The sequence below is a fragment of the Mesorhizobium sp. B3-1-8 genome (assembly GCF_006439495.1).
GTDB lineage: Bacteria > Pseudomonadota > Alphaproteobacteria > Rhizobiales > Rhizobiaceae > Mesorhizobium.
This window is the reverse complement of sequence record NZ_VFTK01000016.1, coordinates 51,402-76,535: the sequence shown is the minus strand read 5'-3', so window position 1 is coordinate 76,535 and position 25,134 is coordinate 51,402. Positions and strand designations below refer to the sequence as shown.

Here is a 25,134-nt window from a genome sequence, read left to right as displayed (position 1 = left end):
TCCTAGACAGGCCAGGCATAGGGTTCGCCAAAGCCGTTCTCGATGGTTTCGACCTTCGGAGCGCCCTTCGAGATACCTGAGACGCCGACGACATAGGCGCGGGTGACGAAGGCCTGGCCGCGGAAACCGAAGATGGCGCTGTCGCCGGGTTTGGGGGCGTTCGCGCCGGAGGCGTCGATCATGGCGTAGTAGTCGATCGCCGAGGGCGGCGGCACCTCGACGCTTTTGAGCGCCGAGGCTGTGGTGGTTGGCTCGGCCGAGACGATCGCCTTGACGTCATAGTCCGGGAAGATCGGGTCGATATAGAAGCCGCCGCCGAAGCAGTAGGCCTTGCCGCCCGACAGATGCGAGACCTCGGTGAGGTAGAGCACGGCAGGCAATTCCGGCAGGTCTTCCATGACATGCAGCGCCGTGGTGCCGTGCAGGCCGTTGCCGGGCTCGCACTGCGTGGCGCCGGCTTCGGCCAGCGCGGCCAGCACGACGCTCGACGTCGTGCCAGGCGCATTGATTTCGATCTCCTTGCGCCCCGCCTTGGCGAGCGCCTCGGCGGCCTTGCTCAGCGTTGCAAGATTGGGCGTCGGCAACACTTTTCGCGCGGCATGATCGAAGAGCAGGGCAGGGAAGGTGGTGATACCGGCAAAGCGGCCGCCCGGAACGGCATCGAGCCGGTCGGCGACGCCGACGACCTCGCCGGCGTCGAAGCCGCCTTCATGGCCGCGGTAGAAAATGTCGCCTTCGGCCGCGATGCGGGCGAGCAGGTCCTGGACATGGCCGGCGGCCTTGGCGCCCCTGCCTGCTTCCTCGGCCTTGGTGTCGTTGAAGACGGTCCAGTAATCCGGCTGGAAGGTGCTCGCCGCCGCCTCCGCTTCGAATTTCGCGATCTGCTGCAAATGGCCGAGATGGCCGAGTTTCATCCCGGCCTTGTGCGTGGCGCGCGCGCAGGCCATGTCGACCGCCACGGCGCGTTCGATGCCGCCGCGCATCACCGCCTTGCAAAATGAGCTCGAGCGCCCGACCTGCTTGGTCATGGCGAAAATCTTCAGGCCGAGCCGGTCGGCTTCCTGCTTGAGGACCGCCGCATTGTGCTCGACCGTGTCGAGATCGAGCACATAGGCGTTGGCCGGCAGCTTGCCTTGCTGATGAAGGCCGATCGCCGCCTCGATCAAAGCGGGATTGCGGCGGCGCAGAACGTCGAGAAACATGGAAAAGGTTCCTTCAGCGGGATTTGTCGCGCAGCGACACGGCGACGGCGGTGAGGATGATCAGGCCGCGCACGATCATCTGGTCGGAGACCGAAAGGCCCATCAGGATCAGCCCGTTGTTCAGCATGCCCATCATCAGCGAGCCGACGAGAGCGCCGACGATCGAGCCCTTGCCGCCGTTGAGCAGCGTGCCGCCGACGATGACGGCAGCGATCACCGTCATCAGATCGGTCTCGCCGAGCGTGTATTTCGCCGCTTGCAGGCGCCCGGCGTAGAGCAGTCCGGCAAGACCTGCGAGCCCGCCGCTGATGGTGAGTACGGCGAGCCTGATCTTGGGCACGCTGATGCCTGAGACGCTCGCCGCGCGGGCGTTGTCGCCGGTCGCCAGCACATGCGCGCCGAAACGCGTCTCACGGTAGACGAGGTGGCCGATGGCGATGGCAATGACCGTCCACCAGATCAGCGACGGCACGCCGAGCAGCGACCCCGAGCCGAAGAAACCGGTGAAGGTCTCGTTGGTGACCGAGATCGAACGCAGATCGGTCATCGAGCGCGAGACACCGGCGAACAGGCCCATCGTCGCGAGCGTCACCAGGAAGGACGGCAGCCTTACATAGGCGACCAGCGCGCCGTTGATGAGGCCGATAAGGATTCCGGCACCCAGGCCGGCGACGATGCCCGCCGCCATCCCATAGGAGGCGATGGTGACGGCGGCGGCGAGCGCCGCCACCGCGACGATCGAGCCGATCGAAAGGTCGATCTCGCCGGCCGACATGACGAAGACGAGGCCTATTGCCATGATCGTCACCGGCGCTGTCTGCAGCACGATGTTGGAGAGGTTGCGGACGGTGAGGAAGCCGCTGTCCCGCAGCATGATAGCGAAGAACAGGAAGATCGCCAGGAAGCCGAGATAGACGACATATTGCTGCAGATTGAAGCGGCTAGCGAGGCTGCCCACCTCGGTACTGGTGTTGGCACTGGACATGTTCGATCTCCGATGATGTGTGCTTCGCAGCCTGCCACCGCGTTTACTTCATGGCGTCCGCGATGGTCGCGGGCACATCCTTGTTGAGCGACTTCTTCCAGCCTTCCTTCACCGTCTCCTTGGTGACGGCAATGGAATCGACGGCATAGAAAGGCTCGGCCTTCAGGCCGACCAGGGAACCAGCCGAGGCACGCGCCAGCGTCACGCCGATCGAGTAGGCCTCGTCGGCGACAAGGGCCGCGATGTTGCCGCCCTTGACCATATCGAGCGCGGCCGGTTCGTTGAGGTCGAGCGTGACGATCTTGGTGTGCTTGTTGCCGGCGGCGCGCAATGCGGAGAGCACGCTGAGAGCCGGCTCGGCCCAGGTGACATAGATGCCGTCGAGGTCCGGATGCTGGGTGATCATCGCCTGCGCGATGTCCTCGCTGCGCGCCGGGTCGGCCATCCCGGCCTCGGCGGCGATCTTCATGTCGGGATAATCCTGTTCGATCGTCTTCTTGAAGGCGCCGTCGCGCTGGTTGGTGACGTAGAAGTCGGCGTCATGGAAGATGTAGCCAACCTTGCCCTTCTTGCCGAGCGCCTCGGCCATGGCGATGCCAGCCTTGTTGCCCATCTGGAAGAGGTCGTCCGAAACGATGGCGACATAATCCGTGCCCTGCTTGTAGCCGGCCGGGCAATTGTCGACGAAGCCGAGCTTGACGCCGGCCTGTCGGGCCGGGTCGTAGACCGAGGCGGCGGTCGCCGGATCGACCGGCAGCGACAGGATGATCGACGGTTTCTTGGCCATCACCGTCTCGACATCGGCTTTCTGGCGCGCGGCGTCGAAGCCGGCGTCGGTCTGCGCCACCACTTCGACGCCGAGACGCTTGAACTCGTCGCGCGCGCCGGCGTTGACGGCGTTGGTGTACTCGCTCATCTCGTGCCAGACGAGAGCCGCGGTGAACTTGCCGTCCTTGATCTGCTGCTCCTGCGCCTCTGTCAGCGTCAGCGAGGCCGCCGGAACCGGCTTCTCGCCGTTCGGGCCGGTGGTGACGCCTTCGGCGGCGAAGGCGTGAGCGGCGAACAGGCTCGCCAATACAGTCATGATACTCAATACTTTGCGCATATCGGTTCCCCTTTTTGTTCAGGAAGAGAGCTCCGGCCCGGTAAGCCGAGCCGGAGCATGGGCTTCACTTGGCCGCGTCGAGCACCGACTGCGGTGCATCCCGGTTCAGCGAATCCTTCCAGCCCTGGGAGACATTTTCCTTGGTTACGGTCAGCGCCGGCGCCACGACGAAGGCGGGCGTCTGCTGGCCGAGCAGGGACTTCATGCCGGAGGCGGCCATGGCGCGGCCGAGTTCATAGGCCTTATCGGCGACAAGTGCCGCGACATTGCCGCCCTTGACCATGTCGAGGGCGACCGGCTCGGCAAGATCGAGCGTGACGATCTTGGTGTGCGTGTTGCCGGCGCCGCGCAGCGCCGAAAGCACGCCGTCGGCGGGCTCGGCCCAGGTTACATAGATGCCGTCGAGTTCGGGATGCTGCAGCAGCATTGCATTGGCCAGTTCCTCGGCACGGGCCGGGTCGGAAATGCCCTGTTCGGCGACGATCTTGATGTCGGGATAATCCTTCTCGATGGTCTTCTTGAAGGACTGGTCGCGCTGGTTGGTGACGTAATAATTGGCATCGTGGAAGATATAGCCGACCTTGCCCTTGCCGCCGATGGCCTTGGCCATGGCATCGGCCGCCTGCTTGCCCATCTGGTAGAGATCGTCGGTGACGATCGAGGCGTAGTCGGTGCCTTGCTTGTAATCCTTGGGCAGGTTGGACAGGAACACCAGCTTGACGCCATCCTTGACCGCCTGGCGGAAGGCTTCGGCGGAAGTGACAGGGTCTAGAGGCAACGCCAGGATGACGTTCGGCTTGGCGGCGAGCGCGGTCTCGATGTCGCTGCGCTGGCGGGCGGCGTCGAACTGCGCGTCGGTCTTGACCGCGATCGAGATGCCGGCCCGGGCGAACTCGTCCGTGGCGCCCGCGGTCACCGCGTTGGTGAAGTCGGAAGAGGTGTGCCACAGAAGGGCTGCCTTGTAGCCCTTGTCCTTCAGCGCCGCGATGTCGGCATCGCTCAGCGTCAGGCTGGAACTCGGGGTGGCGGTCTCGCCCTGCGGTCCGACCGTCTGCGCGTGAGCCGCGCCGGCGGCGAGCATCAATCCGCCGGCCAGGGCGGCGGCAATCCATTTCTTCATCAGCATGTTTCAGTCTCCCATTTTCTGCTTCGTTGGTCGTTCAGTCGGCCACGCCACAATAGCGGGTCATGAAGGCTGCGAAGCCGACGATACCGGCGAGGTATTCCTCGACATCGACGTGCTCCTCGAAAGTGTGGCAGTTGCGGATGTCGCCCGGCGCGCAATAGACGGCGGGAATGCCCAGCCGATTGACGAAGAACGAGGATTCCGACCAGAAGGGCGCGCCCTCGATCATGCCGCGTCCGCCCAGGGCGCCTGCCATCGAGTCCGAAAGCAGGGCGACTTCGGCGCGCGTCTCGTCGATCTCGGCGGCGGTGCCGCCCAGCCTGTGGTCGCGACCGGCCGGATAGGCGAACTCCACGGTGATCTCCGGATCGGTGATCGCGCCGCGCACCGCGGCCTCTATCTCGGCGGCGGCCGTGTCGAGGTCCTCGCCCGGCAGGAGCTTGCGGATCAGCGACAGCGTGCATCGCTCGGGCACGGCGATATAGCCGCCGCCGGTGAGGCCGGTGATCAGCAGGAAGCCGCGCCCGGTGAGCTTGTGCTCGGCGCGGGCTGCCACCGCGTCCGAATGCTTCCAGAGCGCCGTCATTGCGGCATGCGCGGCGCGCAGCGCATCCTTGCCGAGCTCCGGCACGCCGAAATAGGCCGACTTGCCGGTGATCGTGATATCGGTGATGAAGAAGCCGATCTGCGCGGCGTAGACGGCAAGCCGCGTCGGCTCGACATAGACGGTGAAGTCGGGCGCCGCGACCTCGCCGGCCTCGATGCGCTCGACGAAATGCTTGATGCCGGCGGAGACGCCGGTGCCGGGCTGGCCGCTTTCCTCATCGCCGACGAAGGCGAAGGCGACATCGCCCTTGAGGCAGATGCCGGCCTTGTCGAGCAGCGTGAGCGCCGCCAGCGAGGCGGTGATGCCGGCCTTGAGATCGCCCGAGCCGCGGCCCCAGACCGCGTTGTCGACGATGGGCGCGCCGAATGGGTCCTCGCGCTCGGTGCCGGCCCAATGCTCGCGCCAGCCGTCGACATGGACGGTGTCGGTATGGCCGATGAACAGCAGGCGCTTGCCCTGGCCAGTTCCCTTGCGCTCGCCCCAGATGTTCGGCCTGCCGGGCAGGAAATCCGCGCGGCTCAAGCCGCTCAGTCCCAGTTCGCGCATTTTCGCTTCGAGGAAGTCGACGAAACTCGCTTCATTGCCGGTGATGCTGTCGCGGCCGATCGCGCCCCTGAACAGCGCCAGCGCCTGGTCGGAATCGAGAGCGGCGCGCAGCCGGGTTGTGATGTCGCTGGTCACAGCACGACCTCCTTCAGGGCAGCCGCCTGGGCGGTGGGAAGTGAAATCCGGCCGTCCGGCGCGTCGACGCCGAAGAGCGTGTTGTGCAGCTGGCCAAGGCCGATCGCGGCGGCGCCGATCAGCGCCGCCCGCGCGCCCAGCTCGCCCGCCTCGACGATGACAGGGTAGGGGAAGCAGAGCGGTATCAAGGCTTTGACGCGTGAGAGGATTTCCGGCCTGAGGCCGATCGAGCCGCCCAGTATTACCTTTTCCGGATTGGCGACGGCGGCGATCGCGGCGATGCCTTGCGCCAGATAGCGCGCCGTCTCGTCGAGCACTGTGAGCGCTGCCTTGTCGCCTGTTGCGGCATTCTCGAAGATCGCGGGGACCGTGACCTGGGTGCCGGTCAGGGATCGGTAGCGCTCGGTCATTGCGTGCGTCGCCACCGCCCGCTCGAAAGCGCCGGTGCGCAGCGATTCCGCGACGAACGGATCGGCGCCGATCGGCATGAAACCGATTTCGCCCGCCGCATGGGTGGCGCCGCGCACCAGATGGCCGCCCAGCATCAGGCCGCTGCCGACGCCGGTGCCAAGCGCGATATAGGCGAGATTGTCGATACCCTGGCCCTGGCCCAGCCAATTCTCGCCAAGCACGGCGAGATTGACGTCGTTCTCGATCATCACCGCGACGCCGAGCGCCTTCTCAAAAGCGTCAAGCACATTCATGGCGTCGAAGCCGGCGATGTTCGGCGCGAGCAGGATGCGGCCGGTCGCGGGGTCCGGCGCGCCCGGCGCGCCGATGACGGCAAGGCGGATTTTCTTGCGGGGAATCCGCTCCCTGGCCGCGGCCTGGAAGGCGAGCGCCGCGATCTGGTCGATGATGAACTGGCCGCCGCGCGGATCGGTCGGCGTCGCCGCTTCGGCGAAGATCTGGCAGGCGAGGTCGGTCAGCGCCACGCGCACTTTGGTGCCGCCCAGGTCGACAGCGATGATGTAGGCGGCGTCGTGGACGAGCTCATAGGTGACGGCGGAGCGCCCGACATGGCCGCTGGTGCGTCCGGTCTCCTGTACCCAGCCTTCCTGCTCGAGGCCACGTACGATTTCCGAGATCGTCTGCTTCGAAAGGCCGGTGAGCTTGGAAATCGAGGCCCGCGATATCGGCCCGCCTTGGACGATCGCCTCCATGACGGAGCGTTGCGAGAACTGGCGGGAAATACGCGGCAGATCGCTCACGGCGGGCCTCGGATTAATTCGTTCTGTCACCGAACTTATTAATCAAGCATTTGCTTGTCAACGACCTTGTTGCGTCGCCCGAGAACGGTGGATGCTGACGGAGCTCCGCCGACAATTCAGCCGGACAACCGCTGTCGCGATCAATGGCTTACGAAAGAACGTTGCTGGCTTCTGGGGATGCCTGCCGCTACTCGGCCGCCAGCTTGCGTCGGGCAAGGCTGATCTCGTCCAACGGGAGTTCCGGCTCGTCATGGCTTTCTTCGTGACCGCGGAACGAGCTCAGCCAATGCGAAAGATCGTCGAGGTAGAGATAGATCACCGGTGTGGTGAAGAGCGTCAGCGCCTGACTGACGAGCAGTCCGCCGAACATCGTGTAGCCGAGGGGCTGGCGGATCTCCGCCCCGGTGCCGTTCCCCAGCATCAGCGGCAGTGCGCCGAGCATCGAGACCATGGTGGTCATCATGATGGGGCGGAACCTGAGCAGGCAGGCCTGGCGGATCGACTCCAGCGAACTGAGATGCTGGTCCCGTTCCGCCGCGATGGCAAAGTCGACCATCATGATGCCATTCTTCTTCACGATGCCGATGAGCAGGATGACGCCGATCAGGCCGATCAGGTTGAACTCCATGTGGAAGACGAGCAGCGTTCCCAGCGCGCCAAGCCCGGCCGAGGGCAGGGTGGACAGAATGGTCAGCGGGTGGATGTAGCTTTCGTAGAGGATGCCGAGGATCAAATAGACCACGACCAATGCGCCGAGGATGAGCACCGGCACGGATGACAGCGACTGCTGGAAGGCTTGGGCCGTGCCCGTGTAGCTGGTCTGGATGGTGGCGGGCAGCCGCATCTCGGCGGCGGTCCTGTCGATCGCGGCGGTGGCTTGTCCCAGCGCTACATTGGGCGCCAGGTTGAAGCTGATCGTTACCGACGGGAACTGGCCTTCATGGTTGATGACCAGCGGCTGCACCGGCTTCGTCGTCCACTTGGCGATGGCCGAGAGCGGCACCTGCGACCCGCTCGATGTCGTCAGATAGATCTGGTCGAGCGCCTTGAGGTTGCCGCGCAGCGACGGCAGCACCTCCATGATCACGTCATAGGTTGAAAGCTGGGTGAAATATTGGGCGATCTGGCGCTGGCCGAAAGCGTCGTTGAGCGTGTTGTCGACGTCGTTGGCCGTCAGGCCGTAGCGAGCAGCCTGGTCGCGATCGACCTGCAGCGTGAGCGTGGTGCCGGAACTCATCTGGTCGGTCGAGACGTCCCGCAATTCGGGCAAGCGCTGCAAGGCCGTCAACAGCTTGGGCGCCCAGCTGTCCAGCGTGTCGAGATCGCTGCTTTCCAGCACATACTGGTATTGCGACGCGGACAGCTTGCCGCCGACACGCACGTCCTGCGAGGCCTGCATGAACAGGCGCGCGCCCTGAACGGCCGCGAGCTTCGGCTGCAACCGGCGGATGATCTGGTCGGCCGAAGCGTCGCGCTCGTCGCGCGGCTTCAACTGGATGAACATGCGGCCGGTGTTCTGCGTGTTGCCGCTGCCGCCCGTCGATGCCGCGAAATGCGCCACCGCCGGATCCTTGGAGACGATCCCGGCAAATTGCGCCATATAGGACTGCATCTGGCCGGCGGAGACATCCTGGCCGGCGATCACCTGGCCGAAAATCAGGCCGGTATCCTGCTGCGGAAAGAAACCGCTCGGGACAAGGGTGAAGAAATAGCCGGTCAGCGCCACGCAGCCCAGGAACACCAGAAGGGTGATGAAACGATGCGCAAGCGCCCGGTCGAGGCCGCGCTCATAGGCGCGCAGCATGCCGTCGAAGACGCTTTCGCTCCAGCGGTAGAGCTTGCCGTGGTGTTCCTCGGCCGCCGGCTTGATGAAGCGTGAGGCGAGCATCGGGGTAAGCGTCAGCGAAACGCAGGCCGAAACCAGAATGGTCATGGCCAGCGTCACCGCGAACTCCTTGAACAGGCGGCCGATGATGCCGCTCATCAGGAGCAATGGGATCAGCACCGCCACCAGCGAGATCGAGATCGACATAATGGTGAAGCCAATCTCGCTGGCGCCGCGGATCGCTGCCTGCATCGGCTTCTCGCCATGCTCGATGTAGCGGACGATGTTCTCCAGCATGACGATGGCGTCATCGACGACGAAGCCTATGGAGATGGTCAAGGCCATCAGCGACAGATTGTCGATCGAATAGCCGGCGGACCACATCAGGCCGCAGGCGCCGAGCAGCGCCAGCGGGACGGTGAAGGCTGGGATGGCCGTCGCCCAGACATTGCGCAGGAACAGGAAGATCACCATCACGACCAGCCCGATGGTGAGCATCAGCGTGAACTGCACGTCCGCTACCGAAGCGCGGATGGTCTGGGTGCGATCCGAAAGCACCTGCAATTTGAGCGAGGCCGGCATCGAGGCGGTCAGCATCGGCAGCTCCGCCTTGATCTTGTCGACCGTGTCGATGATGTTGGCGCCTGGCTCCTTGAAGATGACGAGGACGACGCCGCGCGTCGTGTCGGCCCAGCCGGCCTGGGTGTAGTCCTGCGCGTCGAGCACCGCCCGGCCGACATCCTTGACCCGCACCGGCGCGCCGTCGCGATAGGCGATGATGGCGTTGTTCCAATCGTCGGCCGCGGTCATCTGATCGTTGGAGAAGATGGTGAAGGAGCGCACCTCGCCCTGGATGTTGCCTTTGGGCAGGTCCACGGTGCCGATCGAGAGCGGGGTGCGCACCGCTTCGAGCGACAGGCCCCTTGCCGCCAGCTTGGCCGGATCGAGCTGGACCCGGATCGACGGCGTCTGCTGGCCGCCGACCAGCACCTGGCCGACGCCGTCGACATGGCTGATCACCTGCGCAAGCTTGGTGTAGACGTCGTCGCTCAACGTCGTCAGCGGCAAGTCCGTCGAGCTCGCCCCGATCAGCATGATCGGCGAGTCGGTTGGATTGACCTCCCTATAGGTGGGCGGATTGGGGAGGTTCTTCGGCAATTGTCCGCCGGCGGCGTTGATGGCCGACTGCACCAGCCCGGCGGCCGATGCGATGTCGACGTTGAGAGCGAATTGCAGCGTGACCTGGCTGGAGCCTGACAGGCTGCTCGACGTCATTTCGGCAATGCCGGGGATCTGCGCGAACTGCGTCTCGAGCGGCTGGGTCACCGACGACGCCATGGTGATCGGGTCGGCGCCCGGCAGGCTGGTTGACACCTGGATCGTCGGGAAGTCGACGTTGGGCATCGGCGCGACCGGCAGGTTGAGATAGGCGACGACGCCGACGAACAGCACGCCGATCATCAGGAGCGAGGTAGCGACCGGGTAGCGGATGAAAGGCGTGGAAACACCGATCGCAGCCATCAGCTTGCACCTCCGGGCTGCGCGGTGCCAGCCTGCGTCTGGCCGGCACCGGGTGGGGGCGCGGCGTCGACACTTGCGCCGTCAACCACGCGGTATTGGCCGGCGATCACGACACGCTGCCCTTGGCTCAGACCATCGGTCACGACCGTCTCGCCGCCATCCGAAGGACCTGTCTTGACCGTCTGCCGATGGACCTTGCCGTCGTCGCCGACGACATAGGCGAAGAGCCCGTCAGGGCCATGCTGGACGGCTTCGTCCGGCACCACGATCGCGCCTGACATCGTGCCGATGCGCATGCGCGTGTTGACCGAAAGACCCGGCCACAAAGCATTGTCCTGGTTGGCGAATGTCGCCTTGAGCGAAATCGTGCCGGAGGCCTGGTCGACCTGGTTCTGGACCGCTTCCAGCTTACCGCTGGCCAGCACCGTCTTCATATCCGCGCCAAGCGTGTCGATCGGCATGGGGCCGGCCGTGAAAACCTTGTTGATGGTCGCGACCTCGTCCTGCGGCTGCGTGAACGACACGTAGATGGGCTGAAGCTGCACGAGAGTGAAAAGCCCGGGACTCTGGCCGGCCTGCACGATGTTGCCCGGATCGATGGTGCGGAAGCTCGTCTTACCGGACAGCGGCGCCGTGATCCTGGTGAAGTCGAGGTTGAGCTGCGCCGCCTCGATGGCCGCCTTGTCGCCCTCGATCGTGGCGGCGGTGGTCGTGACCACCGCCTGCTGGTTGTCGACATCCTGCTGGGTTTCGAAGGTCTTTTGCAGGAGCGTGGAGAGGCGTTTGAGGACCACTTGCGCATTCTTGAGCGTCGCTTCGTCCTCCGCCTCCTTGGCCTTTGCCTGGTCGAGTGCGGCCTGATAGGGGCGAGGGTCGATCTCGGCAAGCAAGTCGCCTTGCTTGACCATCTGCCCCTGCTCGACCGGGACCTGGTCGACGACACCGGCGACACGGCTCGAGATGCTGACGCTGTTCAGCGGCGTCACCGTGCCGAGCCCGTATAGATAAAGTGGGAAATCGGCCTTCCGCACCGTGGCGACAGTGACCGGAACCTTGGGCGCGGGCTGCGCCGACGCCGCGCTCGCGGCAGCCTTTGCCTGGGCGTGGTTGCGCCATAGGCCATAGCCGCCGCCAAGCAGAATGAGTACGGCCAAAAGCACGATGCTCCGAGAGCGATGCTGCCGTTTGCGACTGGCTTGCTGCGTTGATGAAATGCTCATGATGCCGTCCACCTGCGGGCCAGAATACCTAGCCTTTTCAGGATGGTTGGAGGTTGGGATCGACCTCGTCGATCGGCGGGACAGTAGTCCTGTCGACGCTGCGCTGTCAGCTTACAGATCGGTCATGTTGCGCTGCGGCATTCAACGATGCGTGAGGCCGCCTTGACCGGACCATCGCGGCAAAATCAAATTTTGTTCATAGCCGGGGCTCGATCCGAAGCGACAATCAACTGCTCAAGCGGGAAACAGGAAAGCTGCACCCGTATCGAAAAACACCGGGCGACGAGACGATGCAAACCGCCGCGAGCGGCGTTCGCCGAAATGCACGCGATCATAGATGCGATCCGCTTACGCAAGCCGGAAGCGGCGGAGGCCGCGGCCCGGCGGCATGTGGAGACGGCTTGGCAAATCGCCCGCGACGCGCGTCGGTTGGGCACGCTTTAGGCGGCTTGTTTCAGCTCAATTCCGGTCGACGGGCTTGGAGCGCATGCGCGAAACCGTCTCGCGCTCGGCGCGCTTGGAGCGCAGTGGCGGCAAGCCGCGGTCGATGAGGTCCATGTCCTCAAGCACCATGTCGCCCATCCGCTTGAAGGCGATGTCGAGCGCCCCGGCGCGGTGCGCCGAGCGCAGGAAGCCGGCGAGGGCGCGGACAGGATGGTCCTGCGCCAGCGGCTCCTCTGGGAAGACGTCGCTTGCGGCGATGATATGGCCGCTCTTCACCGCCGCCATGAGTGCCGCGAAATCGACGACGCCGGCGCGGCTGAGCAGGATGAAGGCCGCGCCCTTGCGCATTTTGGCAAATGCGTCCGCGCCGAGGAAACCCTGGTTCTCGCTGGTGACCGAAGCGACGACGAAGACGAAATCGCTTTGCGACAACACCTCACCCAGCGAGGCCGGCTCGACGCCATTGTCGATCAGGATCGACGGCGGCAGCCACGGATCGTAGACCTTGGTGCGGGTGCGGAAGCCGGTCAGCAACCGGTTGAGCGCGCGGCCAAGATCGCCGAAGCCGATGATGCCGACATTGGCGCCGGAGAGAAGCCGCGCGGTCTGGTTGCCGTCGCCGCCCCAGAGCTCCTTGCCTTGCCGGAAGGCGAGATCGGCGTCGACGATGTTTCTGGCGAGATTCAGCGCCATGGCAATGCCGAGCTCCGCGACCGGCTCGGCAAAGACCAGGCCCGTGGTGACGACATGGATGCCGCGCGCAAACAGCGTCTCATAGGGCATGTTGTTGAGCAGGTTCGTCTCGACATTGAAGATGCAGCGCAGCGTCTTCAGCTTCTCCAGCGTCTCGGCTGAAATCGGCGGCTGGCCGATGATAAAACGCGCCTCGGCCAGAGTATCGGCGGGCAAGGCGGCAACGCCTTCCGGGGTGGTCTCGACAATGCGATAGTGTTTGCGCAGGCGCGCCAGCTGTGGCGGCGTGAAGATGAGCTCCAATGTGCGCGGTTCGGGCGCGCTGATGACCAGCGGCAAGGCTTTGTCGGGCATGTTTTTCCTCCGGGCGCGATTGGATCGCGTCAATCACGCATTCAAGTCTTACTCCCGATGAAACGATTTACAAGAACGAAAAATCGATTTATCGATTACAGTAGCGAGGCAGAAAATCGGCTGCCTGCCCTCGGGAGGAGGTCAATGGCACAACACCAAATCCGGCAGCGGCGTCCGTCGATCCACGACGTGGCAAGTCATGCCGGCGTGTCCGCGGCCACTGTCTCCAAGGTGCTGGCCGGCGTCACCACGGTCAAGCCGGAAAACGCGCAGCGTGTGTTTGACGCCGTCGAGCGTCTGGGTTACCGCGTCGATCCACTAGCCTCCGACATGCGTCGCGCCAAGCGCCGCATCATCGGCGCCATAATGCCCGAGTTCGAGAGCGAGTTCTTCGGCCAGATGGTCACCGAGCTCGAAGGCCTTGCCGAACAGCGCGGCTACACTTTGGTCGCCGCATCGAGCCGTGAATCCGAGGCGCGCGAGAAGGAAATCCTTGCCCGCATGCATGACTGGCGTGTTGCCGGCGTCGTGCTGGCGCCGGTGCGCAACGAGCATGGTCCGGCGGCCGCCTTCATGAAAGCCCACGGCATGACCGGCGTGCTGATCGACCGCGTCTTATCCGACGACGCCTTCGACACTGTATCGGCCGACAGCGCCTCCGCCAGCGCCGAGGTGGCGCGGATGCTGGTCGGTAAGGGCCACAGCCATATCCTGGTCATCGGCCTTGCCGAGCAGGCGGCGACCGTGCGCGCCCGCCTCGAGGGTTTTCGCGCGCAAGCGCTGGCGCTCAACCCATCGGTGCGCATCGACGTCATCACCTCGGAAGTCAGCGTCGAGCCGTTGAGGGCTTCGCTTCGCGATTACTTTGCCAGGGGCGAGCGGCCGACCGCCGTCTATTCGCTGCTCTTGAAGGGCACGCTCGTCGCGCTGTCCGAGTTCCGCCGGCGTGACTGGCATTGCCCGAACGACATCTCGCTGGTCGGCTTCGACGATGCGGAATGGATGCAGGTGACATGGCCGGCGATCGCCGCAGTGGTGCAGCCGGTGCGCCAGATCGCCAGCGAGGCGATGAACCTTTTGTTTCGCAGGGTCGAGGGCGCCGTGGGACCACCCACGGCGCGGCTCGAGCCCTGCCAGGTGTTGATGCGGGAATCCGTTGGCTCGCCAGGCAGCGGTCCGCATTCCGGGGGAGGAGACCGACAACAGCCCCCATTGTCGTGAACGGAAGCTAGCGCCGGCCCTGGCCGAGGCATCCGGCGCCAAGGATCAACGGAGGATCGAATGACATCGTATTTCTTGAAGATAAATCGATTAACCCTTGCCATGGGTGTCGCGCTTGCGTTTTGCGCCGTCGGTACCGCCAAGGCCGAGGACGGCGAATATGGCGTGCTGATGAAGACGCTGGCCAACCCGTTCTGGGGCGCGATGGCGCAGGGCGTCGCGGACGGCGCCAAGGAAGCCGGCGTGAAATACTTCCAGCAGGCGGCCGAGAGCGACCAGGCGGCCGAGCCGCAGCTCAACCTTTGCAACACGATGCTCGAGCGCAAGCCGGTGGCGATGATCACCGCCGCGATCAACTCGACCAACCTTCTGCCTTGCCTGAAGTCGGCGCAGGACGCCGGCATCAAGATCGTCGACCTCGACAACAATCTCGACCAGGCGGTGCTGGACAAGGAAGGCGTCAAGGTGACCTTCCATATCGGCTCCGACAACATCGCCGCCGGCGCGCAGGGCGCCGAATACCTCGCCAACAAGCTCGGCAAGGATGCCAAAGGTCCGGTGCTGGTGATCGAAGGCCTTTCCGGCAACATCACCGGCGAAAAACGCGCCAAGGGCTTTGCCGACAAGCTGGAGGAACTGGCGCCAGGGCTCGAAATCGTCGCCTCGCTGCCGGGCGACTGGGATCGCGGCAAGGCCGCCTCGATCGCCACCGACACGCTGACGGCGCATCCGGATCTCGTCGCCATCTTCTGCGCCAATGACGGTATGGCGCTGGGCGCCGTGGAATCCGTCTACGCCGCCGGCAAGGGTCCGCAGGTGACGATCATCGGCGTCGACGGCAATTCGGACGCGGTGAAGTCGATCAAGGAAGGCCGCCTCAACGCCTCGGTTGCGCAGCTTCCCTATCTGGTCGGCAAGCAGGCGGTCGAGAACGTCAAGAAGGCGCTGGCCGGCGAGAAGGTCGAGGACAGCATCGCCGTGCCCACGCTGGTGCTGACCAAGGGCGTGATCGACGCCGGCAAGGAGCCGATGCTGCAATATGTGAAGTGAGTAGGAAATAGGCAGTAGGCAGTAGGCAAGTAAGCGGTTCGTGCCGCTCGGATCGCTCTCCTATTTTCCCTACTGCCTAAGCCCTACTGCCTACTGCCTTACTGCCCTCTCTCAAGGTGCAAAGACATGGCTTCTGAACAGCCCGGCTTCTGGGCTCGGGTGCAGCGCGCATCCGTCGAAAGGCTCCACATCAGACTTGAGTCGCTGGTGGTGCTTTTGGCGCTGAGCACGGCGATGGCGCTGCTGTCGCCCTATTTCCTGTCGCTCAGCAATTTCCTCAACATCCTGCTCGCGACCTCGACGATCGGCGTGCTGGCGATCGCCGCCACTTTCGTCATCGGCTCGGGCGGGCTCGATCTGTCGCTCGGCTCGGTGATGGGTCTTGCGGGCGTGGCCGGCGCCTTCGTCGCCGTCAATCTCGGCTGGCCGTCGGTGCTGGCGGTGCTGGCCTGTATCCTCGCAGGCGGCATTGCCGGCTATATCAACGGGCAATTGGTGACCCGCGCCTTCGTGCCGGCGTTCATCGTCACGCTTGGGATGCTTGGCCTTGCGCGCGGCCTGGCGCTGGTGATCTCTCAGGGCAGGGCGATCTACGGCTTGCCGCCGGAGATCGTCTATATCGGACAGGGCAGGCCGTTTGGCATTCCCATGCCGGTGATCATACTGGTGCTGACGGCGATCGTCGCGCATGCGGTGCTTGCCTATACCCGCTTCGGCCGCCACACACTGGCGCTGGGCGACAGCGAGGGCGCGGCGCGCGCCGCAGGCATACGCGTCGAGCACCACCGCCGCATCATCTATACGCTGTCCGGCGCGCTGGCCGGGCTTGCCGGCTTGCTGTTCACCGCCCGCGTCAATGCCGGCGACCCGACCGCCGGTATCAACTACGAGCTTACCGCGATCACGGCGGCGATCATCGGCGGCACCAATCTGTTCGGCGGCCGCGCCTCGATCCTCGGCACGATGATCGGCGCGCTGATCATGGGCGTGCTGCAGAACGGGCTGACGCTGCTTGCCGTGCAATCCTACTACCAGCAGATGGCGATCGGCGCGGTGCTGATCCTCGCGGTCTTCATCGACCAATACCAGGTGCGGAAGGAGTCGCGCGTATGACCCTGCTCTCGCTCCACAACATCCGCAAGAGTTTTGGCGCGGTCGACGTGCTGCATGGCGTCGACCTTTCGGTCGCAGCCGGCGAGGTGGTCGGGTTGGTCGGCGACAATGGCGCCGGCAAGTCGACGCTGATGAAGACCATCACCGGCATCTACCGTGCCGACACCGGCTCGATCGAGTTCGACGGCAAGGATATCCTGGCGCTGGACCCCGGTCAGCGGCGGCGCCTCGGCATCGAAATGATCTACCAGGATCTTTCTTTGGCCAAGCAACAGGACGTGGCGTCGAACATCTTCCTCGGTCGCGAACCGACGAAAAGGCTGTTCGGCCTGTTCCCCGGCTTCGTCGACAAAAGCGAGATGGATCGCCAAGCGTCGAAAATGATCGAGCGGCTGGGTGCGCATCTGCCGTCGATAAACCGGTCGGTCGGTTCGTTCTCCGGCGGCCAACAGCAGACGGTGGCGATCGCGCGGGCGCTCACCTTCAATCCGAAGCTCGTCATCATGGACGAACCGACTGCGGCGCTTGCCGTGCGCGAGGTGCAGAGCGTGCTCGATCTCATCCGGCGGCTGAAGTCGGAAGGGATCGCCGTCATCCTGATCTCACACCGGCTGAACGACGTGCTGTCGGTCACCGATCGCATCGTTGTGCTGCGCCACGGCAGGGCGGATGCCGATCTCGTCACCGCCAACACCAACATGAACGAAGTCGTTAGCCGCATCGTCGGCGGCGGCGATACGGCCGCAGCGGCGGCGCATGAGCAACGAGGCTGACATGAACACCTTCGGACTGCACACTTTCGCCATCGCGCCGGTCTGGGACCTCGCCCGCATCGAGCCGCAGATGGACCGGCTCAAGGAATACGGCATCGGCCTGATGGAGATCCCTTTGCTTCGGCCTGAGGAGATCGACACCAAGCGGACGCGTAGCTTTGCCAATCACTACGGTGTTGAACTGGTCCCCTCGCTCGGCCTGCCGCGCGCGCTCGATGTGGTCGAACGGCCGGCCGAGGCGCTGGATTTCCTCGAGCCGGCTTTCCGGGTCTGCAACGAGGTCGGCGCCGAGGCGCTCGGCGGGGTCACCTACGGCACGATCGGCAAGACCACCGGCCGCGCCCCGACGCAGCGCGAGATCGACGGCATGTGCCGTTTCCTCGAACGCGCGGCGAAGGCGGCGAAGTCGCGCGGCTTGAAGCTCGGCATCGAGCCCTGCAACCGCTACGAGACGCATCTGATCAACCGCGGCGTCGACGCGGCGCGCATCATCGAGCGCGTCGGCGCCGACAACATCTTCATCCATCTCGACACCTACCACATGCATATCGAGGAGGAGAGCTTCGCTTCCGGTTTCGAGGCGGCGGCGCCTTATCTCGGCTATGTGCATGTGTCGGAGGCAAATCGCGGCGTGCCGGGTCGCGGCATGCTCAACTGGGCGGCCTGCATGAAGGCAATCGCCGACATCGGCTATCAGGGCGCGATCACGCTCGAAAGCATGAACCATGTCGATGTCGACATCGCCGGCGGGCTCGCGGTGTGGCGGCCGGTGGCGGAAGATCCGCGCGACGTCATCGAGGTTGGCCTGCCGTTCCTGCGCGAGGAGGCGAAGAAGGCGGGGCTGACGCTGGGGTGAGCTCATATCTTCCTTCCCCCACACAAGGGGAGAAGGGAAAAAGCAGGCGCCTCTCAGAACGGATAGTGCTGTCCGGGATCCTCGATCGTCACCCAGCGCAGGTCGGTGAATTCGGCGATCGAGGCCTTGCCGCCGAAGCGGCCGTAACCCGAGCCCTTGACGCCGCCGAACGGCATCTGCGCCTCGTCGCCGACGGTCGGGCCGTTGATGTGGCAGATGCCGGCCTGGATGAGCGCCGCGACGGCGAGCGCGCGGCGGATGTCGCGGCTGAAGACGGCCGACGACAGGCCGTATTCGGTGTCGTTGGCGACGCGCACCGCCTCGTCCTCGCCTTTCACGCGAATGACCGGCTTCACCGGACCGAAGGATTCTTCCGCATAGACGCGCATGGCGGGCGTCACGTGATCGAGAAGTGTGGCTTCCACGACCGTGCCGGTGCGCTTGCCGCCGGCCGCGAGCGTGGCTCCCTTCGCGGTCGCGTCGGCGATCAGTTCTTCCATCTTGTCCGCCGCTTGGCTGCTGATCAGCGAGCCGAGCACGACATGGCCGCGCGGGTCGCCGGCCGCCAATTGCGAAGCGCGGGCGGCGAGCTTGGAGACGAATTCGTCTGCGATCTTCTCATCGACGATCAGCCGTTCGGTCGACATGCAGATTTGGCCCTGATGCATGAAGGCGCCGAAGGTTGCGGCATTGACCGCCGCGTCGATGTCGGCGTCGTCCAGCACGACCAGGGGCGCCTTGCCGCCGAGCTCGAGCAGGGCCGGCTTAAGATGCCGCCCGGAGAGCTCGGCGATGATGCGGCCGACCTTGGTCGAGCCGGTGAAGTTGACACGCTTCACCGCCGGGTGTGCGATCAGCGTCTCGACGATTGCCGCCGCGTCCTTCGGGTCGTTGGTGAGGACATTGACCACGCCCTTGGGCAGGCCAGCCTCGACCAGCACCTGGCCAATCAGGCGGTGCGTGCCTGGGCACATTTCGGAGGCCTTCAGCACGACCGTGTTGCCGCAGGCGAGCGGCATGGCGAGCGCGCGCGTGCCGAGGATGACAGGCGCGTTCCATGGCGCGATGCCGAGGCACACGCCCGCCGGCTGGCGGATCGCCATGGCAAGCGTGCCGGGCTTGTCGGACGGAATAACCTCGCCGGAGATCTGCGTGGTCATCGCCGCCGCTTCGCGCAGCATGTTCGACGCCAGCATGACGTTGAAGCCGGCCCAGGGGCCAGTGGCGCCAGTCTCTTCCATCATCAGTTTCGTGAACTCGCCGACCTTGGCAGCCATGACGTCGGCTGCCTTGGAAAGCAGCGCCCGGCGTTCGCCAGGCCCGGTCTTCGACCAGGCATCGAAGGCAGCGGCCGCGGCATCGGCGGCCGCGTTGGCGTCGGCGACGCTTGCGGCAGCGGCGCGCGTCGCGAGCTTGCCGGTGAATGGGTCCAGGCGCTCATAGGAGGCTTTGCCGGTCGCCGCCGTCAATCAGAAGTCCGATGTCCATGGGTTTCTCCTCGCTCGCGATCGGGCGTTGCAGATTGTCTCAGAAGCCGAGCACTTCGGCGTTTATTGATGCTTCGAGGCCGCCGTCGACCGGCACATTGGCGCCGTTGATCCAGCGTGCTCCATCCGAGCACAGGAACAGCACCACAGGCGCGATGTCGCCCGATGTGCCGGCGCGGCCGACCCGCGCGATATCGCTGTCGACGCGGGCATCGCCAAGCACGCTGCGGAATTGCTTGAGGATCGGCGTCTCCACTGGGCCGGGACTGACCGCGTTGACGCGGATGCCACGGCTCTTGAACAGTTCCTGATGCGCGGCGCGGAAGGTCCACAGGAGCAAAAGCTCCTTCGAGACAGGATAGCCTTCCTCGTTCTTCACCGCATGGTCGGCGATCACCTTGGCGACATCGGGAAAGCCTTCGATGCTGACCATCGAGGCGGCGCGGTTCAGATTGGCGCGCCAGGCATAGCCGGCGATGGAGGCGACGTTGACGATGGCGCCGCCTTCGCGAAGCCTTGGCGCCAGCGCCTCGGAAAGCGCGCGAAGGCCGTAGAAGTTGACGGCGAGCGTCGGCGCGGCACCGGTGTTGCCGGAGAGGCCGGCGACGTTGCAGAGCGCGTCGAGGCGTTGCGGCAGCCGCGCGGCGAGATCGTCGACGCCGGCCTTGGACGAGATGTCGGCCTGGACGAAGACGCCCTGGTGGCCGGCCGGCTCGCGCAAATCGACGCCGATCACTTCGGCGCCGAGCTGGCCCGCCAGCTCCGCGGTGCGGGCGCCGATACCCGAGGCGACTCCGGTGATGAGGATCGTCTTGCCGAACAGGATGCTCATGCCTTCTCCCGAGAATTGGTGGTCTGCAGCGGCGAAGCAATCTCGCCGGTCGGATTTGATGCCCCCGCGGGAAGCCTGACGCGGTAACCGACCGACAGCAGTCGCCAGCCAAACCGCTCCTCGAGCGTGCCCCAGAGGCCTCGCGGCAAGAGCAGCGAGAAGACCAGCGCCGTAGCGCCGAGCCCGATCAGGTACCAGACGCCGGTGCCGCCGAACCAGGTTTCGATGAGGAAGAAGAGCAGCGCGCCGAGGATGGCTCCCTCGAAGGTGCCGATGCCGCCGACCAGCACCATGAAGATCATGTAGGCCGTCCACTGCACGCTGAAATAGGTCTTTGGCTGGAAGGTGATGGCGGTCGCCAGCCACAGCGCGCCGGCGACGCCGATGCCGAAGGCGGCAAGTACGAAGAGCAGCCGCTTGGTGCCGGTGACGCGCACGCCGACGGAGGCTGCCGCATCCTCATTGTCGCGGATGGCGCGGATGGCCGCACCGGTGCTGCCGCGCAGCAGGCCGAAGAGGATCGCGAGCAGCGCCGTCATCGATGCCAGCGCCAGCCAGTAGATGGTCAGCCTGCGTGTCGATGCATCGTAGACGTTGAGCGAGATCAGCGACGTGCCGGTCTCGCCCTGGATCAGCCGATCGAGATTGACGAGCAGGTGAGTAAGGGCGGCGATCACCCACATGCCGATGGCGAACTCGCCATTCTTCAAGCGCAGCATGAACAGCGAGATCGGCCAGGACACCGTGCCGACAATGACCGCCGAGATGAAGAGCGAGACGAACGGATTGAGCCCGGCATTGGCGAGCCGGATGGCGAAATAGGCGCCGAGCCCGAAGAACACCTGCTGGCCGACCGACACCAGTCCGCCGAAGCCGGCGAGCGCGTTCCACATGGCGGCGAGGATCACATAGATGAACAGCGCGGTCATGCGGTCGACGGCGCCGGCGGACAGGAACTGCGGTGCGATGGCGAGCAGCAGGATGACGGCCGCCACGCCGATGCCGGCAAAGCGCGAGGCGGCGGTGCCGCGCTCGATGACAGGGGAGGCGGCGCTCATGATGCCTTCCCCGTGGAGATGCGCAGCAAGCCGCGCAGGCCGAGGCCTGAGGTGTAGAGGCGGATGAACAGAACGATCAGGAAAGCGACATGACCGCCGATGAGAAAACCTTGCGGATGTATCTTGGCGCCGAGCGTCTGGGCGAGCGCGAGGACGATGCCGCCGATCAGCGTTCCCCAGAGCGAACCGGCGCCGCCGATCACGGCCGCCTCGAAGGCGAACAGAAGTTGCGTGGCGCCGGCGTAGGGATCGAAGGTGGCGCGCATCCCGAGGAAGGCGCCGGCGAGACCGACGGTGACCATGGCGATCGCCGCGGCGATGGCGTTGGCGCGACGCGCATCGACGCCGACCAGCCCCGCCGTATCAGGGTCTTCCGAAGTCGCACGGATCGAGCGGCCGAGCCCGGTGCGGGTCAGAAACAACTGCAGTCCGCCGAGCAGGACGACGGCGGCGACGAAGATGATGACCGCGAGCTTGCCGACATAGATGCTGCCCGGCCATTCCCAGGAATCGTAGGACAGGCTGCCTATGAAAGGCGCCAGCGAGCGCGTGTCGGCGCCGAATTGTTCGAACAGCACATTGTCGATGACGATGGCGAGACCGAAGGTGGTGAGGATCGGCAGCAGCGCGCCACCGCGCGCGCTGCGCTCGAGCAGGAAGCGCTGCAAGGCCCAGCCGATCGCCGCCATCAACGGCAGCACGATGAGCAAGCCGAGGAAGGGCGGGATGTGGAAGCGCGAGGCGAGCAGCCACAGCGCGAAGGCCGACAGCACGGCGAGGCTGCCATGCGCAAGGTTGATGATGCGCATCACCGAGAACATGAAGGAGAGGCCGCAGGCGATCAGCGCGTAGTAGCCGCCGAGCAGGATGCCCTGGACGATCTGGTTCATCATGCCGGCACGCCTGTGGCGCCTTTCCGGTGCAGGCCGAAATAGGCTTTGGTCACCTCGTCGCGCGAAACGGTCTTGCTGTCGCCGGCGAGCGCGATCCGGCCCTCCAGCATGCAGATGACCTTGCTGGAGACGGAGAGTGCGCGGTTGAGGTCCTGTTCGACGAGGATGATCGTCGTGCCGGAACTGATCAGCCCCTGCAGCGAGGCATAGACGCGATCGACGACCAGCGGCGACAGGCCGAGCGAGACTTCGTCGAGCAGGAGGAGGTCGGGATTGCTCATCAGCGCGCGGCCGATCGCCGTCGCCTGCTGCTCGCCGCCCGAGAGATGCCCGGCCTTGGCGTGGCGGCGCGGTTTGAGGTTGGGGAAGGTTTCGAGCACGCGCTCGACGCTCCACTCGCCGGGACGACCGGCGCTGCGGCCAAGCAGGAGGTTTTCCTCGACCGTCATCTGCACGAAGAGCCGCCGGCCCTCGGGCACCAGGGCGATGCCCTTGCGGACACGTTCATGCGAAGGCACGCCGGAAAGGTCGGCGCCGTCGAAGACCACGCGGCCGGAGGCTGCCTGATGCGCGCCGGCGATTGCCCTGAGCAATGTCGTCTTGCCCGCGCCGTTGGCGCCGACCAGGGCCAGCGTCTCGCCGCGTTCGACGCCGAAGCTGGCGCCGCGCACTGCTTGAAGCAGGCCATGCCGGACAACGAGATCCTCGACCGACAGCAGGCTCATTTCGGGCCTCCGCCGAGATAGGCGCTGATCACCTGCGGGTCGGCCATCACCGCGTGCGGCTCGCCGTCGGCGATGACCTTTCCGGCATCCATGCAGATCAGCCGCTCGGCCACCTGCAACAGGATGTGGACGATGTGCTCGATCCAGACGATGCCGATCTTGCGGCGGCGCAATTCGCGGATGGTCTCGACGAGTTCGCTGGCCTCGCCGTCGGTCAGGCCGCCGCCGATCTCGTCGAGCAGAAGCAGCGTTGGTTTTGCGGCGAGCGCGCGCGCCAGTTCCAGCCGCTTGCGGTCGAGCAGGCCGAGCGTCTCGGCGCGCCGGTTGGCGACGCCAAGCATGCCGCACAGCCTCAGCGAGCCGAGCGCTTCCTCATAGGCCTCGTCGCGGCCGAGCCCGGCACCATGCGAGGCGGCGACGAAGACATTCTCGAAAGCGGTCATGCCGCCGAAGGGTTTCGGCACCTGGTGGGTGCGCACCAGGCCCAGCCGGCAGCGCCGCGTTGCCGGCAAGGCAGTCACGTCATCGCCTCGGAAGGCGATCGTTCCGGCGCTCGGCGGATAGGCGCCGGAGAGCACGCTGAGCAGCGTGGTCTTGCCGGCGCCGTTGGGGCCGACGATGCCGACCGCCTCGTCGGCGCCCATGGCGAAGTCGATGTCGTCGAGCACCACAAGCGCGCCGAAGCGCTTGTGGATGCCGGCGGCGCTGAGGATCGCACCGTTGGGCATGGCGTTCACGATGCGGTCCCTCGACAGATCAGCCGTTGTAAGGCTGGAGCTTGGCCTCGATCGGCACGTTCGGGTCGGTGGCGTGCTCGGTCACGACATAGTCGAGCGGGAATTTCGAGCCTTCCTTGGCTGCGACCCATTGCGTGCCGATGATCGGGCCGGGCGAGACATTGGGGACCGGGCCGCTTGTGAAATCGACCTTGCCGCCCATGGTCTCGGTCTTGAGCGTGCTCAGCGCCTTGGCGACAGCCGCCTTGTCCTTGGCGTTGGCGCTTGCCTTAAGAGCTGCGAAGCCGGCGTCGAGCAGCGACATCGAGGCGCCGAGCTGCTGTGTCCACTGCTTGCCGCTCGCCGTCTCGTAACCGTCGGCAAGCTCGGTGCCGGAGACGCCGGTCAGCGGCGACTTGTAGGGGAAGGCCTTGTGCCAATAGGCGGCGCTTGAAATCTTCATGCCGAGGTCGCCGAGCGCCTCGATGTCGGACGGGAACAGGCCGGTCTTGGCGACCTGGGCGATCTTGATCTGCCGGGTCAGGCCTTGCTGCGCGGCCTGGCGCCAGAAGGCGGCGAAGTCGGGCGGGATCGGGAAGGAGTTGAAGATCTCGACGCCTTCCTGCTTGAACAGCGCGATCTGCGAGGAATAGTCGGTGGTGCCGGTCTCGTAAGCGCCGGGATCGACGATGGTGAAACCCTGCTTGGCGAGCAACGGCGCCAGATGGGCGCGGATGGCGTTGCCGTCGGCGTCGTTGGGGTACATGACGCCGACCTTCTTGTTGGTCTCGATCAGGTTCCACTGCGAGATATAGGCCTTGAAGAATTCCTCGACGCCGAAGCCGAAATGATAGGTCCATTTGAACGGCGAGGGCTGGCCCGGTTTGGCGCCTCGGCCGAAATACCAGGCCTCCCAGGGCATGACCGTCGACAGGCAAGGCACGCCGGCTGCCTCGCAGGCGTCCGCCACCGGATTGATGACCTCCGGCGTCGAGACCGTGAGCATCAGGTCGATGGCCTGGTTGTTGATCAGGTCCTTGGCGAGCTGGCCGGCGCGGGACGGATCCGACTGGGTGTCCTGGTCGACAATCTCGACGCTGTATTTCTTGCCGCCAAGCTCGATGCCGTTGGCCAGGGCCTTGCGGGCAAGATCCAGCACGTAACCGTCGGTCTCGCCGAAGCCGGCGAGCGGGCCGGTGCGCGGGCTGACGAAGCCGACCTTGAGCGTGTCGGCGGCTTGCGCGAAGGCGGTGCTGCGGCCGAATGCCAGTGCGGCGCCGCCGGCCACCGAAGTGGCGATGAACTGGCGCCGTGAAATGCCCGACAGAGCGGGTTTGCTGCCGATAATATGAGACATCTGCTCCTCCCTCAGTCGCCGTTCGACGCGGCGGCAAACGGGTCTTCCGTTTGCGGCCGGACGGCACGGCTTTCGATCC

General features: G+C 65.3%; 21 protein-coding genes and 1 pseudogene. 6 read left to right on the top strand and 16 right to left on the bottom strand.

Features of this window, described 5'->3' with window-relative positions:
• Positions 1-2 precede the first annotated feature (2 nt).
• The 8 genes from FJ424_RS16570 to FJ424_RS16535 form a co-directional block, all read right to left on the bottom strand.
• A complete protein-coding gene (locus FJ424_RS16570) occupies positions 3-1,202 on the bottom strand; it encodes an alanine racemase (RefSeq protein ID WP_140656574.1) in 1,200 nt (399 codons plus the stop codon).
• A gap of 13 nt (positions 1,203-1,215) precedes the next feature.
• Positions 1,216-2,187 (bottom strand): ABC transporter permease, encoded by a 972-nt coding sequence (locus FJ424_RS16565; RefSeq protein WP_140656577.1) that lies wholly within the window; start codon positions 2,185-2,187, stop codon positions 1,216-1,218.
• 43 nt (positions 2,188-2,230) lie between these two features.
• Positions 2,231-3,292 (bottom strand): substrate-binding domain-containing protein, encoded by a 1,062-nt coding sequence (locus FJ424_RS16560; RefSeq protein ID WP_140656582.1) that lies wholly within the window; start codon positions 3,290-3,292, stop codon positions 2,231-2,233.
• A 64-nt stretch (positions 3,293-3,356) separates the two neighbouring features.
• Positions 3,357-4,418 (bottom strand): substrate-binding domain-containing protein, encoded by a 1,062-nt coding sequence (locus FJ424_RS16555; protein WP_140656593.1) that lies wholly within the window; start codon positions 4,416-4,418, stop codon positions 3,357-3,359.
• A gap of 34 nt (positions 4,419-4,452) precedes the next feature.
• The gene (locus FJ424_RS16550; protein ID WP_140656602.1) at positions 4,453-5,706 is read right to left on the bottom strand and encodes a M20/M25/M40 family metallo-hydrolase; all 1,254 of its coding nucleotides are present in this window, start codon (positions 5,704-5,706) and stop codon (positions 4,453-4,455) included.
• On the bottom strand, positions 5,703-6,917 hold the full coding sequence (locus FJ424_RS16545; protein WP_140656610.1) for an ROK family transcriptional regulator: 1,215 nt from the start codon (positions 6,915-6,917) through the stop codon (positions 5,703-5,705). Before FJ424_RS16545 ends, FJ424_RS16550 begins: the two co-directional genes overlap by 4 nt.
• Before the next feature lie 187 nt (positions 6,918-7,104).
• Complete coding sequence (locus FJ424_RS16540; protein ID WP_140656617.1) at positions 7,105-10,263, bottom strand: efflux RND transporter permease subunit; 3,159 nt, start codon at positions 10,261-10,263, stop codon at positions 7,105-7,107.
• The gene (locus FJ424_RS16535; RefSeq protein ID WP_246677267.1) at positions 10,263-11,423 is read right to left on the bottom strand and encodes an efflux RND transporter periplasmic adaptor subunit; all 1,161 of its coding nucleotides are present in this window, start codon (positions 11,421-11,423) and stop codon (positions 10,263-10,265) included. Before FJ424_RS16535 ends, FJ424_RS16540 begins: the two co-directional genes overlap by 1 nt.
• Positions 11,424-11,630: 207 nt before the next feature.
• Between FJ424_RS16535 and FJ424_RS34450 the strand changes: the two genes are divergently transcribed.
• The gene (locus tag FJ424_RS34450) at positions 11,631-11,927 is read left to right on the top strand and encodes an FCD domain-containing protein (RefSeq protein WP_348639929.1); all 297 of its coding nucleotides are present in this window, start codon (positions 11,631-11,633) and stop codon (positions 11,925-11,927) included.
• A gap of 15 nt (positions 11,928-11,942) precedes the next feature.
• On the opposite strand, the gene FJ424_RS16525 is transcribed toward FJ424_RS34450, so the two are convergent.
• The gene (locus FJ424_RS16525) at positions 11,943-12,974 is read right to left on the bottom strand and encodes a hydroxyacid dehydrogenase (protein WP_140656631.1); all 1,032 of its coding nucleotides are present in this window, start codon (positions 12,972-12,974) and stop codon (positions 11,943-11,945) included.
• Positions 12,975-13,118: 144 nt separating this feature from the next.
• Here FJ424_RS16525 and FJ424_RS16520 point away from each other — a divergent pair, with 144 nt between their 5' ends.
• From FJ424_RS16520 to FJ424_RS16500, 5 genes are all read left to right on the top strand, one after another.
• Positions 13,119-14,195, top strand: coding sequence for a LacI family DNA-binding transcriptional regulator (locus FJ424_RS16520; RefSeq protein WP_140656637.1), 1,077 nt, complete (start codon positions 13,119-13,121; stop codon positions 14,193-14,195).
• 60 nt (positions 14,196-14,255) lie between these two features.
• A complete protein-coding gene (locus tag FJ424_RS16515; protein ID WP_140656644.1) occupies positions 14,256-15,245 on the top strand; it encodes a substrate-binding domain-containing protein in 990 nt (329 codons plus the stop codon).
• Positions 15,246-15,371: 126 nt separating this feature from the next.
• A complete protein-coding gene (locus FJ424_RS16510) occupies positions 15,372-16,358 on the top strand; it encodes an ABC transporter permease (RefSeq protein WP_140656649.1) in 987 nt (328 codons plus the stop codon).
• Entirely contained in the window at positions 16,355-17,131 is a 777-nt protein-coding gene (locus FJ424_RS16505; RefSeq protein ID WP_140656656.1) for an ATP-binding cassette domain-containing protein, read from the top strand. The genes FJ424_RS16510 and FJ424_RS16505 overlap by 4 nt, the downstream gene beginning before the upstream one ends.
• Positions 17,115-17,987, top strand: coding sequence for a sugar phosphate isomerase/epimerase family protein (locus FJ424_RS16500; RefSeq protein ID WP_246677266.1), 873 nt, complete (start codon positions 17,115-17,117; stop codon positions 17,985-17,987). Before FJ424_RS16505 ends, FJ424_RS16500 begins: the two co-directional genes overlap by 17 nt.
• Positions 17,988-18,040: 53 nt before the next feature.
• Here FJ424_RS16500 and FJ424_RS16495 read toward each other — a convergent pair.
• The 7 genes and pseudogenes from FJ424_RS16495 to FJ424_RS16465 form a co-directional block, all read right to left on the bottom strand.
• Positions 18,041-19,475, bottom strand: a pseudogene (locus tag FJ424_RS16495) (aldehyde dehydrogenase).
• 39 nt (positions 19,476-19,514) lie between these two features.
• Positions 19,515-20,300 carry a coniferyl-alcohol dehydrogenase gene (locus tag FJ424_RS16490; RefSeq protein WP_140656864.1) on the bottom strand — a complete coding sequence of 262 codons (786 nt, stop codon included), beginning with the start codon at positions 20,298-20,300 and terminating at the stop codon, positions 19,515-19,517.
• A 2-nt stretch (positions 20,301-20,302) separates the two neighbouring features.
• A complete protein-coding gene (locus tag FJ424_RS16485; RefSeq protein WP_140656676.1) occupies positions 20,303-21,364 on the bottom strand; it encodes a branched-chain amino acid ABC transporter permease in 1,062 nt (353 codons plus the stop codon).
• Positions 21,361-22,257 (bottom strand): branched-chain amino acid ABC transporter permease, encoded by an 897-nt coding sequence (locus tag FJ424_RS16480; protein ID WP_140656681.1) that lies wholly within the window; start codon positions 22,255-22,257, stop codon positions 21,361-21,363. The genes FJ424_RS16485 and FJ424_RS16480 overlap by 4 nt, the downstream gene beginning before the upstream one ends.
• Positions 22,254-22,982 (bottom strand): ABC transporter ATP-binding protein, encoded by a 729-nt coding sequence (locus FJ424_RS16475; RefSeq protein WP_140640099.1) that lies wholly within the window; start codon positions 22,980-22,982, stop codon positions 22,254-22,256. Before FJ424_RS16475 ends, FJ424_RS16480 begins: the two co-directional genes overlap by 4 nt.
• Positions 22,979-23,710 (bottom strand): ABC transporter ATP-binding protein, encoded by a 732-nt coding sequence (locus FJ424_RS16470; RefSeq protein WP_140656866.1) that lies wholly within the window; start codon positions 23,708-23,710, stop codon positions 22,979-22,981. The genes FJ424_RS16475 and FJ424_RS16470 overlap by 4 nt, the downstream gene beginning before the upstream one ends.
• Before the next feature lie 28 nt (positions 23,711-23,738).
• Positions 23,739-25,055 (bottom strand): ABC transporter substrate-binding protein, encoded by a 1,317-nt coding sequence (locus FJ424_RS16465; RefSeq protein ID WP_140656686.1) that lies wholly within the window; start codon positions 25,053-25,055, stop codon positions 23,739-23,741.
• Between the last annotated feature and the right edge of the window lie 79 nt (positions 25,056-25,134).